This window comes from Streptomyces sp. BBFR25 (assembly GCF_044590125.1).
Classification (GTDB): Bacteria; Actinomycetota; Actinomycetes; order Streptomycetales; family Streptomycetaceae; genus Streptomyces; species Streptomyces canus_D.
Genome location: NZ_CP172447.1, coordinates 5,513,614 through 5,530,520, shown reverse-complemented (window position 1 = coordinate 5,530,520; position 16,907 = coordinate 5,513,614). Strand labels below are relative to the sequence as shown.

General features: G+C 73.3%; 16 protein-coding genes. 7 read left to right on the top strand and 9 right to left on the bottom strand.

Translation table 11 applies throughout. The features are described from left to right. Window positions 1-29 precede the first annotated feature (29 nt). The 4 genes from ACGH52_RS25365 to ACGH52_RS25350 form a co-directional block, all read right to left on the bottom strand. Window positions 30-1,340, bottom strand: a complete 1,311-nt coding sequence (locus tag ACGH52_RS25365) for a hypothetical protein (RefSeq protein WP_399942595.1) — start codon at window positions 1,338-1,340, stop codon at window positions 30-32. Then, on the bottom strand, window positions 1,337-3,103 hold the full coding sequence (locus tag ACGH52_RS25360; protein WP_399942592.1) for a DUF3492 domain-containing protein: 1,767 nt from the start codon (window positions 3,101-3,103) through the stop codon (window positions 1,337-1,339). Before ACGH52_RS25360 ends, ACGH52_RS25365 begins: the two co-directional genes overlap by 4 nt. Before the next feature lie 208 nt (window positions 3,104-3,311). Then, window positions 3,312-4,904 (bottom strand): DUF3152 domain-containing protein, encoded by a 1,593-nt coding sequence (locus ACGH52_RS25355; protein WP_399942589.1) that lies wholly within the window; start codon window positions 4,902-4,904, stop codon window positions 3,312-3,314. Between the two features lie 8 nt (window positions 4,905-4,912). Further along, the gene (locus ACGH52_RS25350; protein ID WP_399942586.1) at window positions 4,913-5,971 is read right to left on the bottom strand and encodes an alpha/beta fold hydrolase; all 1,059 of its coding nucleotides are present in this window, start codon (window positions 5,969-5,971) and stop codon (window positions 4,913-4,915) included. A 254-nt stretch (window positions 5,972-6,225) separates the two neighbouring features. Here ACGH52_RS25350 and ACGH52_RS25345 point away from each other — a divergent pair, with 254 nt between their 5' ends. The 4 genes from ACGH52_RS25345 to ACGH52_RS25330 all read left to right on the top strand — a co-directional run bounded on the left by ACGH52_RS25345 (window position 6,226) and on the right by ACGH52_RS25330 (window position 8,179). Next, on the top strand, window positions 6,226-6,453 hold the full coding sequence (locus tag ACGH52_RS25345; protein WP_076976164.1) for a hypothetical protein: 228 nt from the start codon (window positions 6,226-6,228) through the stop codon (window positions 6,451-6,453). Window positions 6,454-6,671: 218 nt separating this feature from the next. Continuing rightward, on the top strand, window positions 6,672-7,313 hold the full coding sequence (locus tag ACGH52_RS25340; RefSeq protein WP_030400709.1) for a TetR/AcrR family transcriptional regulator: 642 nt from the start codon (window positions 6,672-6,674) through the stop codon (window positions 7,311-7,313). A 141-nt stretch (window positions 7,314-7,454) separates the two neighbouring features. Then, entirely contained in the window at window positions 7,455-7,682 is a 228-nt protein-coding gene (locus ACGH52_RS25335) for a DUF3107 domain-containing protein (RefSeq protein ID WP_007444428.1), read from the top strand. A 227-nt stretch (window positions 7,683-7,909) separates the two neighbouring features. After that, window positions 7,910-8,179: a hypothetical protein gene (locus ACGH52_RS25330; protein WP_059300706.1), complete on the top strand. Its 270-nt coding sequence runs from the start codon at window positions 7,910-7,912 to the stop codon at window positions 8,177-8,179. A 67-nt stretch (window positions 8,180-8,246) separates the two neighbouring features. Here ACGH52_RS25330 and ACGH52_RS25325 read toward each other — a convergent pair whose 3' ends face one another. After that, entirely contained in the window at window positions 8,247-9,020 is a 774-nt protein-coding gene (locus tag ACGH52_RS25325) for a ferritin-like domain-containing protein (RefSeq protein ID WP_059300707.1), read from the bottom strand. Between the two features lie 491 nt (window positions 9,021-9,511). Between ACGH52_RS25325 and ACGH52_RS25320 the strand changes: the two genes are divergently transcribed. Both ACGH52_RS25320 and ACGH52_RS25315 read left to right on the top strand, forming a co-directional pair. Next, the gene (locus ACGH52_RS25320; RefSeq protein ID WP_399942582.1) at window positions 9,512-12,067 is read left to right on the top strand and encodes a DEAD/DEAH box helicase; all 2,556 of its coding nucleotides are present in this window, start codon (window positions 9,512-9,514) and stop codon (window positions 12,065-12,067) included. A gap of 116 nt (window positions 12,068-12,183) precedes the next feature. Next, complete coding sequence (locus ACGH52_RS25315) at window positions 12,184-13,080, top strand: alpha/beta fold hydrolase (protein WP_399942579.1); 897 nt, start codon at window positions 12,184-12,186, stop codon at window positions 13,078-13,080. A gap of 27 nt (window positions 13,081-13,107) precedes the next feature. Here the strand turns inward: ACGH52_RS25315 and ACGH52_RS25310 are convergent, their stop codons facing one another. Next, window positions 13,108-14,004, bottom strand: a complete 897-nt coding sequence (locus tag ACGH52_RS25310) for an NYN domain-containing protein (protein WP_059300764.1) — start codon at window positions 14,002-14,004, stop codon at window positions 13,108-13,110. Between the two features lie 281 nt (window positions 14,005-14,285). On the opposite strand from ACGH52_RS25310, the gene ACGH52_RS25305 reads away from it, so the two are divergent. Beyond that, the gene (locus tag ACGH52_RS25305; RefSeq protein WP_007444413.1) at window positions 14,286-14,438 is read left to right on the top strand and encodes a hypothetical protein; all 153 of its coding nucleotides are present in this window, start codon (window positions 14,286-14,288) and stop codon (window positions 14,436-14,438) included. 66 nt (window positions 14,439-14,504) lie between these two features. Here ACGH52_RS25305 and ACGH52_RS25300 read toward each other — a convergent pair whose 3' ends face one another. From ACGH52_RS25300 to ACGH52_RS25290, 3 genes are all read right to left on the bottom strand, one after another. Next, on the bottom strand, window positions 14,505-15,110 hold the full coding sequence (locus tag ACGH52_RS25300) for a MarC family protein (protein WP_076976158.1): 606 nt from the start codon (window positions 15,108-15,110) through the stop codon (window positions 14,505-14,507). A 55-nt stretch (window positions 15,111-15,165) separates the two neighbouring features. Then, on the bottom strand, window positions 15,166-16,023 hold the full coding sequence (locus ACGH52_RS25295) for a PHP domain-containing protein (protein WP_121701725.1): 858 nt from the start codon (window positions 16,021-16,023) through the stop codon (window positions 15,166-15,168). Window positions 16,024-16,159: 136 nt separating this feature from the next. Beyond that, window positions 16,160-16,810: a DUF6758 family protein gene (locus ACGH52_RS25290; protein WP_059300712.1), complete on the bottom strand. Its 651-nt coding sequence runs from the start codon at window positions 16,808-16,810 to the stop codon at window positions 16,160-16,162. Window positions 16,811-16,907: the final 97 nt, after the last annotated feature.

Genomic DNA, 16,907 nt, shown 5'->3' with positions numbered 1-16,907 from the left:
GGCGTGTGAAGGGCTGTTTGGGCGCGCGCTCACCGTGTTCGCTCCGTCGTCGCGTGGGCCGACGCCCTGGTCAGGCGACGGCACGCGTGGACCAGGAGGGTCAGGGCGCCGACGCCGCAGACGGCCGTCGGGACACCGGCCGGGCCGCACGCGGCGACCAGTGCCTCCACGGGGACGGTCAGGAAGCCGCAGCCGGGGAGGCGGCCGGCGAAGAGCGTGGCCAGGGCGACGGCCTCCGCGGCGGCCGCGACGGTGAGGACGAGGGTGGGGGCGTATGCGTGACCGTGCACCGTGAGCAGCCGGGCGAGCAGCAGCAGGGCGCCCAGGCTGAGGCCCTGGGGAAGGCCGCCGGGCTCGCCGAGCACGGCGCCGGTCAGCACCAGCAGACCCGTGAGGACGCCCATGTACAGCGCGAACGTGCCGAGCAGCAGAGGGCGTACGGAGGCGGAGAAGTCGGCCAGGCCCCGGCTGGACCTCAGTTTGCCGCGGGCGCCCGCGGCGAAGAGGCGGGCGCATCCGGCCGCGGGGGCGTAGGACAGCGCGAGCGCCAGGACGGGAGCGACGGTGACGGGCCACGGACCGTCGGCGGTGCCGTCCGGGAGACCGTCGGGGCCGCCGCTGACAGCGGTCCGCAGGAGTCCGTCGCCGAGGACGGCGTAGCCGACGAGCCAGCAGGTCCAGGTGCTGGTGGTGCGCGTGGCGCCGCTCAGCGGCCCGCGACGCAGTGCGGCCCCCAGGGCCAGGGACACCGCGAGGATGCCGACGACGGCCACGATCAGGCGCGGCCGGCCTTCGGCCAGGCGCAGTCCGGCCACGGCGACGGCGCACAGCGCACCGGGCAGCAGGGCGAGGACGACCCCGGCGGTGCGTGGCCCGCGTGGCCGGGGTGTCGGCGCGTCCTCGGGGCTCGCGGGGGTGTCGCGGTCGCGCGGGACACGGGCGTACATCTCTTCCGCGAGGGAGAAGACGTCACGGTGACGGAAGCGTGCGGCGGTGCGGTCGGTGACGCCGTGCGCTTCCAGGCCCGCCGCGATCTCCAGTGGGTCCACGGCGCGTTCGCACAGTTCGCGGTGCCGGTGCAGCAACCCCTTCACGGGGTCCGCGGCGGAACGGCGTGCGGCGGCTCCGGACGGCGACTTCCTGCTGCCGTCGCGACCGGCACCGTCCCGAGGCCCCACGCCCGTCTGCGCGCCGAGGGCCGGGGCCGTGTCGGTCTCGTGTGTCCCGCGGGCCCCGTCGGCCCCATCGGTTCCGTCGGCCAGGGACGTCCGTGAACGTTCGTCCCAGGCGCCCGGGCTGCGCGGGGTCTCGGGCCGGTCCAGTTCGCCGAGGCCGCTCATCGGGCCGCTCCCTCACTCGCCGAGACCGATGAGACCGGTGAGACCGGTGAGACCGGTGAGACCGGCGTGGTCGCCCGGACCGGATCGGCCTCGGTCGCCCAGCCGGGGCCGCCCCGGGCCACCACTCGGGCCGTGGGGTCACTCCAGCGACCGGGGACGTGGGCCTCGGCGGGGACGCCGAAGAGCAAGGGCTCGCCGGTGTCGTCGAGTAGGACGCGGCGTGCCGGTGTGCGCGAGAGGATCTCCAGGTAAATGCCGTGAAATGCCGCGATGTTCTGCTCGACAGTGAACAGCTCCAGTGCGCGGGCGCGCGCGGCGGCGCCCAGCCGGTCCCGGCGCTCGGGGTCGCGCAACAGCGCGATGCACGCCTCGGCGAGCGCCCGCGGATTGCGCGGGGGCACGACGAGTCCGGTGCCGCCGATGGCCTCCACCACCGCGCCGACATCGGTGGACACCGTCGCACGGCCGCAGAACATGGCCTCGACGAGCCCGGCCGGGAACCCCTCGACCACGCTGGAGAGCACGACCAGGGCGCCCGAGGCGTACGCGTCGACGCGGAAGGGCAGTTCGGGCCCGCCGGTCTCCTCGAAGGAGACCGGGTTGCGGCCCACGGCGTGCGGACCGTCGGCCTCGTCGGGGAACAGCTGCGCGGCCAGCGCCTTGCAGTGGACCAGGTACGCGGCGCCCTCGGGGCCCGAGGGGGCGCCGACGATCCTCAGTCGCGAGCCGGGCTCCGCCCTGCGGATCTCCGCGAAGGCGTGCAGCAGCGAGACCAGGTCCTTGGCCGGCTCGACACGGCCGACCCAGACGAGGGTCTGCGGGTCGGCGCACTCCGGGGACTCCCCCACGCCCGCGAACGGGGCCGCGTCCATGCCGGGGTGGACCGTGCGCAGCTTGGCGCGGTCGGCGCCACAGCGCTCCTGCCAGCGCCGGGCGTGCGCGTTGCCGGGGGTGATCACGGCCGCGCGCCGGTAGGTCTCGGCGGCCAGCCGACCGTGGAAGGCGGCGAGCAGCGACCGTATCGCGGGCGAGGAGTCGGGCTCCGTCAGATAGTGCGTCCGCAGCCGCACGCCGTACTCGGTCACCAGCAGGGGCACGTCGCAGAAGTGCCGGGCGAGCAGGCCCGGAAGGGCCGCCGTACCGCCGGAGGTCGCGTGGCACAGGTCCACCGAACCGAGGTCGTCGTCCTCGTACCAGTCGAGGGACAGAGGGCGCAGCGCGCGTTCGAGGCGCGCGGCGACGGTCAGCAGATCGGGAACGCGAGCCTCGCGCGCCGAACGGTGGGCGCCGGGCGCGCGACAGGCGCGTTCCAGGGCGCGTACGGCGGTCTCCGAGCGGAGCGCGGTGGACAGGCCGCCCTCGTCGTGGGCGAGTTCGGCGAGGCCGTACAGCGCGCTGGCGAAACGGTCCGCCTCAAGGGCCGACTGCCCTTGAGGCTCTCCCTCCGGCCCCCCGGACGGATTCCCGGGGCCCGCCGTGCACAGGGCCGTGGCCAACTCGCCGTAGCACTCGGCGAAGCGCCGACGCGCGCGCCGTCCGTGGACGATTCCGTCGTCCACGGTTTCCCACAGCGGGGCGGTGCGCACCCGGCCGACCTGCGGCGGCAGCGGGACCCAGCCCTCGGCCTCCTCGTGCTCGCTCCGGCTGAGCGCGTAGACGTCGAACTCGTGCTGCTCCAGGCCGCGCACGAGCCGGTCGCACCAGAGCCCGGCCTCACCGCTCACATACGGATAGCCACCCTCCGTAAGCAGTCCGATGCGCACGCGCGCACCCCCGATCTCCCGTTTGGGGAGCCGCCGTTGGCCCGGCGGCTCGCAGCGGGACGAACGTATGCGGACAAGGCGGTGGCGCGATGGACGGTTGTCCATCGCGCCACCAAAAGGGGTGAACGGTCGTAACTTTCCCGTACGAGGCGCGTTCGGTCGCGCTAAGAGATCAAACAGTCACCGCACGTGAGGCCCTCGCCTCCGGTCAGCTGTTCGGGTAGGCCCAGGCGTTGGGGCGGCAGTCGATTCCGTCGTGGTCGATGAATTTCGTCTGCTGCTGCATGACCGGGGCGAGTTCGCCGTCCTTGTCGCAGGTGACGTGGTTGTAGCCGATGCGGTGACCGACTTCGTGGTTGATCAGCATCTGCCGGTACGCGTGGATCGCGTCACCGTACGGCGCGGCGCCCTGGGCCCAGCGGTAGGCGTTGATCATCACGCGCTGGGTGGCGGCCGAGTCGCAGGACACGTTGTCCTGGGTGGTGTCCAGACCGGATTTGGCACACCACTCGGCGGTCGTGCCGGGGCTGGCCAGCGTGATGACGAAGTCGGGCTGGCCCGACTCGATGCGCTCGAAGCTGCGGGCGCCGTTGTGGGCCCAGCTCCGGTCGTCGTTGAGGGTCTTCTGCACGGCGTCGGCGAAGAGCGCGCCGTCGAGACCGAGTCCCTGCTCGATGTCCACGCGGTAGGTGTACTTCTCCCCCCGCCCGGGCCCCTTGGCGATGCCCGGGACCGCGTCGAACTTCCCCGAGGCCTTGAGGGTGGCGCCGAGCGGGTAGGTCTTGCCCATCTTCTGCTCGTACGTGAGCGGTTTCGGGGCCGCGGGCGCGGAGGGCGTAGGGCGCTCGTCGTTCCGTGACGGGTCGTGGGCGCCCCGGGCCTGGTCGGTGGTGGACTGTGCGCGCATGTCGCCCCCGTCCGCCCCGTCGGCGACCTGACCGGCCACGACGACGGCCAGCACGGTGGTGACGGCGGCCGCCGCGATACCGGTGAAGGTCCGGCCCTTGGCGCCCTTGACCGGTGCGGGTTCGCCCGTGGGCGGTCGGTCGTCGGCGTCCGCACCCGCGTCGCCGGGAACACCCCCGCTCCCGGCGCCGCCCCCGTCGACGGCACTCCAGTCGGTGACGGAGGCGTACGGGTCGGCGGGCCCCGACGCACCGGGGGCGCGCCGCCGGGTTCGGGCCGAGAAGACGTCGTCGTTCTCCCCGAAGGCGTCCAGGTAGTCCTGCCGCGGCCCCTCCGCGGGCGCCTGCCGCTGCCTGGGAAAGGGCGGGGACGGCCGCCCGGACGGACCGGACGGCGACGACGGCGCGAAGGACGCGGGAGCCCCGGCGCCCGGTCCCGCCGACGATCCGTGCCCGGCACCGGTCCGCCCGCCCAACGCGCCCCAGCCTCCGCCGGGCTCGCGCTGCTCGGGGTGACCGCCCCGGACCCGCGGCACACCGTGCGCCGGGGTGCCGTCGGGATACCTGGGCGCACCGTGCGCCGGCGTGCCCTCGGGGAGCCTCGGAACGCCTCGCGCGGGCGTCCCGTCCGTCATCCGGGGGAAGCCGTGGGCCGGTGTCCCGTCCGGGAACCGGGCGCCCGGACCGCGCCCCGGGCCGGGGCCCGCGTGCCCCTGACGGACGCCCGAGACGTCGCCCGGCGCCGCACCGCGGAACGTCCCGTCGCCCCCCTGCGGTTCCTGCGAAGGCCCGTTCGCCGGGCGCGGGTCGGGCCGCCCCGGCGGGTTTTCGCGTGTGGCGGCGGTGTCCGCGGCGTCTGCCTTGGGGGCGGGCCCGCGGCGGCTGTGGCGTCCCACGTTGCGCCTCAGCCTCCTGTGGTCTGGTTGGCGGGCTCGCTGTCCACGGCCCCGTCGGTCCTGTCGCCACCCGCCGGCTTCCCGGTGCCCACCGCGTCCGCGGCGGCAGCCGTGTCCGCGGTGTCCGCGAGGAATTCACGGAAGGCCGTGGCCACGGTCTCCGGATACTCCATCATCGCCACGTGTCCCGCGTCCGGCAGGGTCACCAGCCGGGAGTCACGGAAGGCGCGGGCAGCCCGCTGGGCCATGCGGTAGCCGACGAGTTGGTCCCGTCCACCGTAGACCAGGAGCGTGGGTGCGAGAACCCGCTCGGCCTGTCGCCACAGCGCGTGCTGGCCGCCGAGCGTGTACGCGTTGACGATTCCCCGCGCGGAGCGCGCCATCGCGTCCCAGAAGTACGGCAGTCGCAGCCGCCGCTCCATCTCCTCGACGGCGTTGCGGAAGCCCTCCTCGCTCACTCTCCCGGGGTCGCCGTAGCAGAGCGCCGTCACGCCACGGACCCGCTGCTCCGCCGTCCACTCGCGGGTGAGCCGGTTGAACAGCCGCACCACCCCCGGCAGCGCCAGCAGTCCCGTCGGCAGGGCGGTGCGCTGCACGCGGATCTCCGGCAGCGCGGGCGACACGAGGGTCAACGTCCGCACCAGATCGGGCCGCGCCGCGGCCACGCGGGTGACGACGGCGCCGCCGAGCGAGTTCCCGAACAGGTGCACCGGACCACGCCCGGACGCGTCGAGGTAACGGACGACCGCGCGCGCGTGGCCGGTGATCGAGTAGTCGCCGTCGTCCGGCGGCGGGGAGTCGCCGAAGCCGGGCAGGTCGACGGCCTCGCTGTGGACGACGCCGTCCAGCAGCGGCATGAGCGCCGACCAGTTCTGCGAGGAGCCGCCGAGGCCGTGGACGTAGAGGGCGGGCGGCAGTCCCTCGCGGGCGGGCCGCCTCGACCGCACCGTCAGGGTGGTGCCGGGGAGGTGGACCGACCTGAGCCGCTCGCCGTCCGCGACCTTGACGGCCGCGACCTTCGGCAGCACGTTGGCGGGCGGCACGGACGGCGGCTCGGTCGAAGACATGCGGCAATATTACGAGATGATCACACTATGGTTCATGTGTTCGCAGTCACAAGCGGTGCTGCGGCGGCGCGTCGGCGGGGTACGGATGCCGTCGACGCCCGCCGTCAGCGCCGGGACCGTATACGCGGGACCGAGCACGCGAGACCGGCCGCGGCGACGCATGGCGTCCGGATCGGGTGTCTCCTAGGCTCGTGAAGTGGGCACCCGCGTGTGACCCCTGCACCCCGGGGACGTCCGTAGGAAGGGAGCCCAGCATGACCGTCGACCCGACCGACCCCGAGACCTTCGACGACGAGGCCCAGGCACCGGACCCGGAGGACCGCGACGTGGAGGCGCCCGACGCCGACGCCGCCGAGCAGCGCGCGGACCTCGCACCGGACCGCGACGAACCGCTCACCGACGTCGAGCCCGACCGCGCCAACGAGGCCGACCTGGCCGAGCAGGCCCGGGTCGTCTCGCACGACGAGGACGACTACCGCTGAACGGCGGGGACGCCACGCGCCACGAGGTGGCGGAGCGGCTCCCCCGCCCGGACGGGAGGCCGATCTTTGCCCGGTCTGGACACTTTTGAAACCTGTTGTGCGGCTTTCGCCACCGTCCGGTCCGTGAAATTCTGCGCTCGCAGCACCCACACCACGGTTACCGAAAAGTACGATGTCGACGCGGCGCACACCGCACGAGGACGACTATGGGAGGCGGCGTGACAGCCATCGAGCAGACAGAGGCGGTACGCCCGCGGGGCACACGCCTTCCCCGCCGAGCCCGACGCAACCAGCTGCTGGGCGCCGCACAGGAAGTGTTCGTCGCCCAGGGCTACCACGCGGCCGCGATGGACGACATCGCCGAGCGCGCCGGCGTCAGCAAGCCGGTGCTCTACCAGCACTTTCCCGGCAAGCTCGACCTCTACCTCGCCCTGCTGGACCAGCACTGCGAGGCGCTGATCCAGTCCGTGCGCAGCGCGCTCGCGTCGACCTCCGACAACAAGCAGCGCGTCCGGGCGACGATGGACGCCTACTTCGCCTACGTCGAGGACGACGGCGGCGCCTTCCGCCTGGTCTTCGAGTCGGACCTGACCAACGAGCCCGCCGTGCGCGAGCGCGTGGACAAGGTGACGAACGAGTGCGCCGAGGCGATCTGCGACGTGATCGCCGAGGACACCGGCCTCTCGCGCGCGGAGTCGATGCTGCTGGCCTCGGGGCTGGGCGGTCTCGCGCAGGTGGTGGCGCGCTCCTGGCTGCACAGCGACCGCAGCGTGCCCCGCGACCAGGCGGTCCAGCTGCTGACCTCGCTGGCCTGGCGGGGCATCGCCGGCTTCCCGCTGCACGGCACCGAGCAGCACTGACCGGCACGGCGCGGTTCTGTTCCCGTCGGCTGTTCGCTCCTGGCGTTCTCCGACGCAGCGTGTACGTCCCCTCACCGGGCTAATGTGTGCTGGTACGGCGCGGAAGATCGCGCACTTACTGACCGTCGGAGGGACATAGCCGTGGAGGTCAAGATCGGCGTGCAGCACGCGCCCCGCGAGATCGTTCTGGAGAGCGGTCAGAGCGCCGAGGAGGTCGAGCGCGTGGTGGGCGAGGCACTGGCCGGCAAGTCGCAGCTGCTGAGCCTCGTGGACGAACACGGCCGCAAGGTCCTGGTGCCGGCCGACCGGCTCGCCTACGTCGAGATCGGTGAGCCGGCCCCGCGCAAGGTGGGCTTCGGCGCGCTGTAGCCGCCGGACGCGGGACGACGAACGAAGTACGGGTGGGGCCCGGCGGTGACACACCGCCGGGCCCCACCGTCTTCCCGTTCCGGCTCCCCTCGCCGTTCACGGGCGGAGCACGGTTCACCCTCGGCGGAGCACAGTTCACCCACAGAGGGAGGATTGCATTCCGCAGGTCAGGGGTAAGTCGGCTGTGACCGTTTGGGGCAGGCCGGCCATGTGGGAGGGACCCCGACATGATCTTGGAAGCGCTCAGCGCCGCACTCCTCGGCCTCGCCCTGGCATGGGCCGCCGCACACCGTCTGCCCCACCGCCTGCCCGCCCCGCTCCTGGTCCTGCCGACCGGCGTCGCCGGGGCCCTCTTCGGGGCGTTCGTCACGCACACGGCGCTGGGCGCCGGAGGGTTCGTGCTCGTGCTGCTGGGCTCGGCGACGCTCTCCGCGGCCTCGCTGTCGCTGCTGCTGCGCCCCGCTGGACGGCTCCGGCGCAGCTCGGCGGCCGCCTGAGGGACGGCCGCGGTTCCGCGCCGGGCCCGCGTCGACAGAGGTCAGACGGAGAGGTCAGAGGGAGAGGTCAGGCGGCCAGTCCCAGGGCCGCCATCCGCTTGGTGTGCGCCTCGGTGATCCGGGAGAACATCTTGCCGACCTCGGCCAGGTCGAAGCCGTCCGCGACCCCGCCCACGAGCATCGTCGACAGCGCGTCCCGGTCGGCCACCACCCGCTGGGACTGCGAGAGCGCCTCCCCCATCAGCCGCCGCGCCCACAGGGCGAGCCGCCCGCCCACGCGCGGGTCGGCGTCGATCGCCGCCCGCACCTTCTCCACGGCGAAGCCCGCGTGCCCGGTGTCGTCGAGCACGGCGAGGACCAGCTCGCGGGTGTCCGTGTCCAGGCGGGCGGCGACCTCGCGGTAGAAGTCACTGGCGATGGAGTCGCCGACGTAGGCCTTGACGAGGCCCTCCAGCCAGTCCGAGGGGTCCGTCTGCTTGTGGAAGCCGTCGTAGGCGGCCACGAACGGCTCCATGGCGCCCGTCGGCTCCTCGCCGATCTCGGCCAGCCGGTCGCGCAGCCGCTCGAAGTGGTGGAACTCCGCCGACGCCATCTTCGCCAGCTCCGCCTTGTCCGCCAGCGTGGGCGCCAGCTTGGCGTCCTCCGCGAGCCGCTCGAACGCCGCCAGCTCGCCGTACGCGAGCGCGCCGAGCAGGTCCACGACCGCGGCGCGGTACTGCGGGTCGGACGCGGCCGTCGCCCAGTCGCGGGCGGCGACCGGCGTGGCTCCGGCGGTACCGGTGGTTCCGGCGGTCTCGGCGGGGGCGTCTGCGGCGGTACCAGGCTTGTCAGAGCTCGTCATGCAGCGCACAATAGCCCGCTCTTCGACGGTGGTAAGTCCCTGGTCAGTCAGTGTGACGACGACTACGTGAGCAAATCGGCCATCGCGTGTGCGCGAATCCGGGGTATGGTGGTAATGCGCCTGCCGAGTATGTGACGTACGGGTACGTGACATCGTCGTCGGGCCGCACGCATGAGGATGCCCGGTCGGTGGCCCGATCGGCTCCGACCCGACAGCCCTCCCGCCGTACGCGACAGTGCGTACGGAATCCGGAGGGGGACCCTCAGTGGTACGAGCGCTGGAGCGTCGACAGAGGTCCCGTGTCCTACGGCTCACCCGTAAGGCAGCCGACGTCCCCGACACGGTCCGGCACGACCCGCGCGCTCGCCTCGCACCACGCACACAGAAGAGGCAGCACCCTGACTACGACGTTCCGATCCCTCGGGATCCTCCCCGAGACCGCCGAAGCCCTCGAAGCCGTCGGCATCACCACTCCCTTCCCCATCCAGGAGATGACGCTCCCCGTAGCCCTTTCGGGCAAGGACGTCATCGGCCAGGCCAAGACCGGCACGGGCAAGACGCTGGGCTTCGGCCTCCCGCTCCTCGAGCGGGTGACCGTCCCCGCCGACGTCGAGGGCGGCCGCGCCGCTCCCGAGGCCCTGACCGACGCCCCGCAGGCCCTCGTCGTCGTCCCGACGCGCGAGCTGTGCCAGCAGGTCACCAACGACCTCCTGACCGCGGGCAAGGTGCGCAACGTGCGCGTCCTCGCGATCTACGGCGGCCGGGCGTACGAGCCGCAGGTGGAGGCCCTCAAGAAGGGCGTCGACGTGATCGTCGGCACCCCGGGCCGTCTGCTGGACCTCGCGGGCCAGAAGAAGCTGAGCCTGAAGCACATCAAGAGCCTGGTCCTCGACGAGGCCGACGAGATGCTCGACCTGGGCTTCCTGCCCGACGTCGAGAAGATCATCAACATGCTGCCGGCCAGGCGTCAGACGATGCTGTTCTCGGCCACCATGCCGGGCGCCGTCATCGGACTGGCCCGCCGTTACATGTCGCAGCCGACGCACATCTCCGCCACCTCGCCGGACGACGCGGGCGCGACGGTCGCGAACACCAAGCAGTTCGTCTACCGCGCGCACAACATGGACAAGCCCGAGATGGTGGCCCGGATACTGCAGGCCGACGGCCGCGGTCTGGCCATGGTCTTCTGCCGCACCAAGCGCACCGCCGCCGACCTGGCCGACCAGCTCAAGCAGCGCGGCTTCGCCTCCGGCGCGGTCCACGGCGACCTCGGCCAGGGCGCCCGCGAGCAGGCCCTGCGCGCCTTCCGCAACGGCAAGGTGGACGTGCTCGTCTGCACCGACGTGGCCGCCCGCGGCATCGACGTCGAGGGCGTGACGCACGTCATCAACTACCAGTCGCCGGAAGAGGAGAAGACGTACCTGCACCGCATCGGCCGCACCGGCCGCGCGGGCGCCAAGGGTACGGCGATCACGCTGGTCGACTGGGACGACATCCCGCGCTGGCAGCTGATCAACAAGGCGCTGGACCTGGGCTTCAGCGACCCGCCGGAGACGTACTCCACCTCCCCGCACTTCTACACCGACCTCGGCATTCCCGAGGGCACCAAGGGCGTTCTGCCGCGCTCGGAGCGCACGCGCGCCGGGCTCGACGCGGAGGAGGTCGAGGACCTGGGCGAGACGGGCGGCCGCGGTGGCCGCGGGCGCGGCGACCGGGGAGACCGCGGTGGCCGTGGTGGCCGCGACGACGCGCGCTCCGGCGACCGCGACCGTTCCTCCCGTACGACGCCGCGCCGCCGCCGTCGGATGCGCGGCGGTGCGCCGGTGGACGCGGAGCACACCGCCACCACCGAGACGACCGCGACGGAGGCCGTGACCGGCGGTGCCGACAGCGCCGCCGACGCGGGCACCGACGCCGCGCAGGGTCCCCGCACGCTGCGCCGCCGGCGCCGTACGCGCAATGGTGAGCCCTCGCGCCGCCCGGAGGCCGCCGCGACGGTCGACACCCCGGTGACACGGGCCGTCGAGGACACCGCGCTCGCGCCTTCCGAGGCCGCGGTCGTGGAAACGGCGGAGGCCACGGAGGTCGTGGAGGCCCCGGCCAAGCCGCGCCGCCGCCGCACCCGCAAGTCCGCTGAGACCCCGCTGGAAACCGCTGCGACGGCGACCCCCGAGGCGGCGGTCGTGGAGAGCCCCGCGGCCGTGGCGGCCCCGACGGTCGTCGAGGGCCCCGCTGCCGAGGCGCCCGCCGAGAAGCCGCGTCGCCGCACCCGCAAGGCCACGGCCGCCGAGGCCGCGCTCGACACGGCCGAGGCAGTGACCGAGTCCGCGTCCGAACCGGCCGAGACCAAGCCGCGCCGCCGTACGCGCAAGGCGGCCGTCGCCGACACCGAGACCGCGCAGGCTGCGGAGACCGAGGCAACGCCCGAGACCAAGCCCCGACGCACCCGGAAGACGGCCACCGCCAAGGCGGAAGCCGCCGCCGACACCGCCGAGGCCACGGAAGCGAAGCCCAAGACCCGCCGCACCCGCAAGGCCGCCGAACCGGCCGCGCAGGCCCCGGAGGACACCGAGGCAACCGCCGAGACCAAGCCCCGACGCACCCGGAAGACGGCCACCGCCAAGGCGGAAGCCGCCGCCGACACCGCCGAGGCCACGGAAGCGAAGCCCAAGACCCGCCGCACCCGCAAGGCCGCCGAACCGGCCGCGCAGGCCCCGGAGGACACCGAGGCAACCGCCGAGACCAAGCCCCGACGCACCCGGAAGACGGCCACCGCCAAGGCAGAGGCCGCCGCCGACACCGCCGAGGCCACAGAGGCGAAGCCCAAGACCCGCCGCACCCGGAAGACGGCCGCGGCCCCCGAGGTCGCCGCCGAGATCCCGGCCCAGGCCTCGCAGGAGCCGGAGGCCGCGCCGCGGCGCCGGACCCGAAAGGCAGCGGCCGCCGTCGAGGCGCCCGCAGCGGACGCCGACACGGCGGAGGCGAAGCCCAGGGCGCGCCGCACCCGCAAGACGGCCGCCGCCACCGCGGAGGCCGGCGAGAGCTGATCCGCGCCGCTCGTCCCAGACCGTCGGCCCGGTCCCGCGATCCACGCGGGGCCGGGCCGACGGCGTTGTCACGCCCGTGTCCGCGCCCGTCCGTCCCCGCCCGATAACCTCTGCCCGTGAGCAGGAACGCCGCCTTCAGCCCGCCCCCGCGCGCCCGTGCGTACCGGCTGCGTACCGCCCGCGGCGAGTTCGCCGTCGTCGACTCGCCCGTGGCCGACGGGGTCGCGCCGAGGGGCGTGGTGATGATGCTGCCCGGGTTCACGGGGAGCAAGGAGGACTTCACGCTGCTGCACCGGCCGCTCGGGGCGCGCGGCTACCGCACGGTCGCCGTGGACGGACGCGGGCAGTACGAGTCGGACGGGCCGGAGCACGACGAGGCCGCCTACGCCCGGCCCGAGCTGGCCCGGGACGTGCTCGCGCAGGCCACCGCCCTCGGGACGCGCGTGCATCTCCTCGGGCACTCTCTCGGCGGCCAGATCGCGCGGGCCGCCGTCCTGCTCGACCCCGCCCCGTTCCTGTCGCTCACGCTGATGTCCTCCGGTCCGGCGCGGATCTCCGAGTCGCAACGGCAGCGGGTGAAGCTGCTGCGGGACGCGCTGGACACCATGACGATGGCGGAGGTCTGGAAGGTGATGCAGGCCATGGGGCCGCCGGAGGAGGCCGGCGCCCCGGCCCCCGCCCACGGCCCGGAGGAGCCGGAACGGCTGCGCGACCGCTGGCTGGGCACCAGGCCGGCGCAACTGCTCGCCACGGGACGCCAGTTGTGCACCGAGCCGGACCGTGTCGCCGAACTGGCCGCCGTGCCGCTCCCCTTCCACGTGCTGTCGGGCGCCTACGACGACACCTGGCCGGTGCCCCTCCTGGACGAGATGGCCCTCCAGCTCAACGCGCGCCGGACGGTCGTCGCGGGCGCCGAGCACTCCCCCAACACCGACCAGCCCCTGCCGACGGCCCGCGCCCTGGCCGACTTCTGGGACGACCACCCCGTGCCGCCCCGGCCGTACGTGCGCTGAGCGCCGTCCGGCCCTGGTACGGGGCGGCTAGTACTGCGCCCGCAGGTGCTCCCAGAAGCCGTCCCGCAGCGCCCGTCGCAGGTCGGGCTGGGCGCGCAGCGAGTACTGGAGCAGCCCCTCGGCCTCCACCAGCAGGTCCTGGTCCACGGAGCCGGGGAGGTAGGGGTGACCGGGGAGCAGCTCCACCAGTGACTCGCGGCCCCGGGACGCCAGCCACTTCGCCGCGATCTGCGCGCCGACGAAGCGGACGTCCTCGCGCCCGGGGCGCAGGGTGCCCGGCACCTCGCCGGAGTGGGTCGCGCGCCGGGAGACGTACGGCTTGAAGAAGTCGAGGTCGAGGGTGCGCTGGCTGTCGACCTCCCAGAGCAGCGGCTCGGCCTGGTTGCGGCCCTCGGGGGCCTCGATGCCCCACAGGTGGACCCGGGCGCCGTACCCCTGGGCGGCCTCGACCGCGGACACGAGGTCCTCGTCGCCGCCGAGCAGGGCCGCGTCGCTGATGGCGCGGTGCCGGGCGAGGGACTCCAGGTCGGTGCGGATGAGGGAGTCGACGCCCTTCTGCTGGTTGTTGGCGTTGAGGTTGCCCAGGCGGACCTTGACGTCCGGCAGCTCGGCGATGGACTGCTGCTCGGCGGTGTGAATGCGGCGGCGGGCGCCGTCGTACCAGTAGACGCGCAGCAGACGGCTGTCCGCGAAGACGGTGCGGGCCCTGTCGATGAACGCCTCGATCAGGCCCTCGGCGTCCAGGTCGAAGGCCCGGCGGTCCTCGGTCCCGGCCACCAGTCGCCCCGCCGCCGCGTACAGATATCCGGCGTCGACGAAGATCGCGTGGGTCGAGGGGGTCTTGGCCACCTCGGCGAGCATGCGCTGGAGCAGCTCGTTCGTGCGATCGATACGAGCGTTCAGGGGCGCGAGGTCGTCGTTCATCGCCTCCATTGTCCCGGCGGTCACGCTACGAACACAACCGGTCCCGGTCGGTTTTGCGGCGCACACCTTTCACATGTTCCGCCCCCTGCGGGGGCACGCCGCCCCGCCACCTCGTAACAAGCGGCTTACTTGTCAGTAATTAGTCGTGCGAAAAATTTCCTTAGCGTAGGGAATGTTTGCAGAGGGCATGCCGTTGACCACTACGGAAGCCCGGGCACCGACGACCCAGGAGCCACACCAGTAGTTCTCCGCAGGAGGATGACCAGATCAAGGGAGAGGCCATGCGCTTTGAAGTCATGCGACTCGACGACGTCGACGGGACCCCCGTGGACACGACTGTCGTGGACGCAGCCTCCGTGAACCGCATCGTTCAGCAGGCCGCCGCCATCGGGCAGCGCCTGTGGATCCGCCCCGCCGACACCTCGGCCTTGTAGCGCGGACCCTTCGCACACGAGAACAGGGCCCCGCACGGAACTCCGTGCGGGGCCCTGTTCTCGTGCTCACGCGCCCTGGATCACCTGGGTGACCCCGTTGATGATCTGCTGCACGGCGATCGCGGAGAGCATCATGCCGGCGAGGCGGGTCACCAGGACCACGCCGCCGTCCTTGATCACCCGGATGATCAGCAGCGAGTAGCGCATCACCAGCCACAGCACCACGTGGATGGCGAGGATCGCCGCCCACACCGAGACCTGCGTGGTCACGCTGTCCGCCTTCTGCACGGCCAGGATGACCGACACGATCGCCCCGGGCCCGGCGAGCAGCGGCATGCCCAGCGGTACGAGGGCGACGTTGACGTCCTTGGTCTGCTTCGGTTCGTCCGTCTTGCCGGTGAGCAGGTCGAGGGCGATCAGCAGGAGCAGCAGCCCGCCCGCGATCATCAGGGCGGGCACGGACACGTGCAGGTAGTCGAGGATCTGATGCCCGAGCAGACCGAACACCGTGATCACGCCACCGGCGACGCAGACGGCCTGGAGGGCCATCCGCTTCTGCACCTTGGCGGGGCGGCCGGAGGTCAGCGCGAGGAAGATCGGGGTGATCCCGGGGGGATCCATGATGACGAAAAGGGTCAGGAAGAGGGAGCCGAAGACGGCGACGTCGAACATGGGTGGGCTACTGGCCTTGCGGAGGAGTGGAAAGGTGGACGCGCGGGGGTGCGGCTCAGACCCCGCCGGCCCCGGGCACGGGGAACGCCCCGAACGCCCGTCGCGTGATCTCCCCGTACACCTCGGGGTCGGTCGTGTACTCGCCGAGCACACAGGTCTTCCGGCTGCCGTGGTAGTCGCTGGAGCCGGTCACCAGGAGCCCCAGCTCCTTCGCCGTCCCGCGCAGCCGGGCCCGCGTGTCCGCGTCGTGGTCCATGTGGTCGACCTCGATGCCGTCGAGCCCGGCGGCCGCCAGGTCGGCGATCGCGGCCTCGGACACGGTGCGCCCCCGCTTGGCGGCGGCCGGGTGCGCGAACACGGCGACCCCGCCCGCGCCCTTGATCAGCCGGAGCGCCTCGAAGGGGTCGGTCTCGTGCTTCGCCACGTGGGCCCGGCCGCCGTCGGCCAGCCAGTCCTGGGTGAAGGCGTCGTTCACCGTCGGGACCACGCCCAGTTCCACGAGGGCGGTGGCCACGTGCGGGCGGCCGACCGAGCCGTCCCCGGCGATCCGGGCGACCTGCTCCCAGGTGACGGGCACGCCCAGTTCGTTGAGCCTGGCGACCATGCCCCGGGCCCGCGGCACCCGGTCGTCCCGGACCAGCTCGCGCTCGGCGAGCAGGGCGGGTTCCTCGGGGTCGAAGAGGTAGGCCAGCATGTGCATGCTGATGCCGTCGAGGCGGCAGGAGAGTTCGGCGCCGGTGACGAGGGTGAGCCCCTCGGGCAGCGCGGCGACGGCCTCGGCGTGGCCGCGGGTGGTGTCGTGGTCGGTCAGCGCGACGACGTCCAGACCGGCCGCGGCGGCCTTGCGCACCAGCTGGGCCGGGGTGTCCGTGCCGTCGGACGCAGTGGAGTGGGTGTGCAGATCGATGCGCACGACGCTGACTCCAAGCGGTGACGGGACGGAAGGGGACGCTCAAGGATAACCGGAACTCAGCCTCCCGCCGTCACACCCGCAGCGCCCCTGCGCCCCCTACTCGCCCCTGTTGGCCGCCGCGCCCGCCCGCGCCGCGCTACGGCGCCGTCGGCTCGATCAGCCGCGGCGACAGCGCCCCGCACGGCACCAGGTCCACCTCGGCACCCGCGTCCCGCAGGTCGGTCAGCACCAGTTCCTCGTACATCAGCAGCCCCGACCGCTCGGGCCACACGACGGCCCACAGCCACATGCCGAGGGCCTCCCCGGCGAAGACGGCACGGTCGACCGGGCCGCCGGAGACGTGCCAGAGGGGGGTGGGGCGGCCCGCGGCCAGGACCTTGGCCTGGGGCGGCTTCTCGACGTCCAGGTACGGCCCCGGGTCGGGGGCGTCGAGCCCCGCGTACCGGGCGCCGAGACCGACGCCGAGTTCCTCGGCGACCAGGATCAGCTCACCGATGCCCCCGAGCGGGCCGGGTCCGGAGCAGGCGACGGCACTCGCCCTGCCCCCGCTGCGGTCGTCGCCCGCACAGGCCACGCCGGTGAACAGCCAGCCGACCGGCAGCGGCCAGGGCATCCACACCGGCACCTGTGTGCGGTGCACCACGACGCCGAGCGCCTCGACGCTGGGCGGGAGTACGGGCTGGACCGGGTGCACGGTGCCGTGCAGGTCGCACTGCCAGGAATCGGCGAAGAGGCCGGGAGCCCTGACCCGGCCACCACACTTCGGGCAACTGGGTTCGCCCCTCATAGAGCCCCACGGTCCTACCCTCACTCCCCCACGTCAAGGACGATCACCCATCCGGACGGAAGGGCGTGGACCAGGCAGACCCCCGAACAACTAGGTG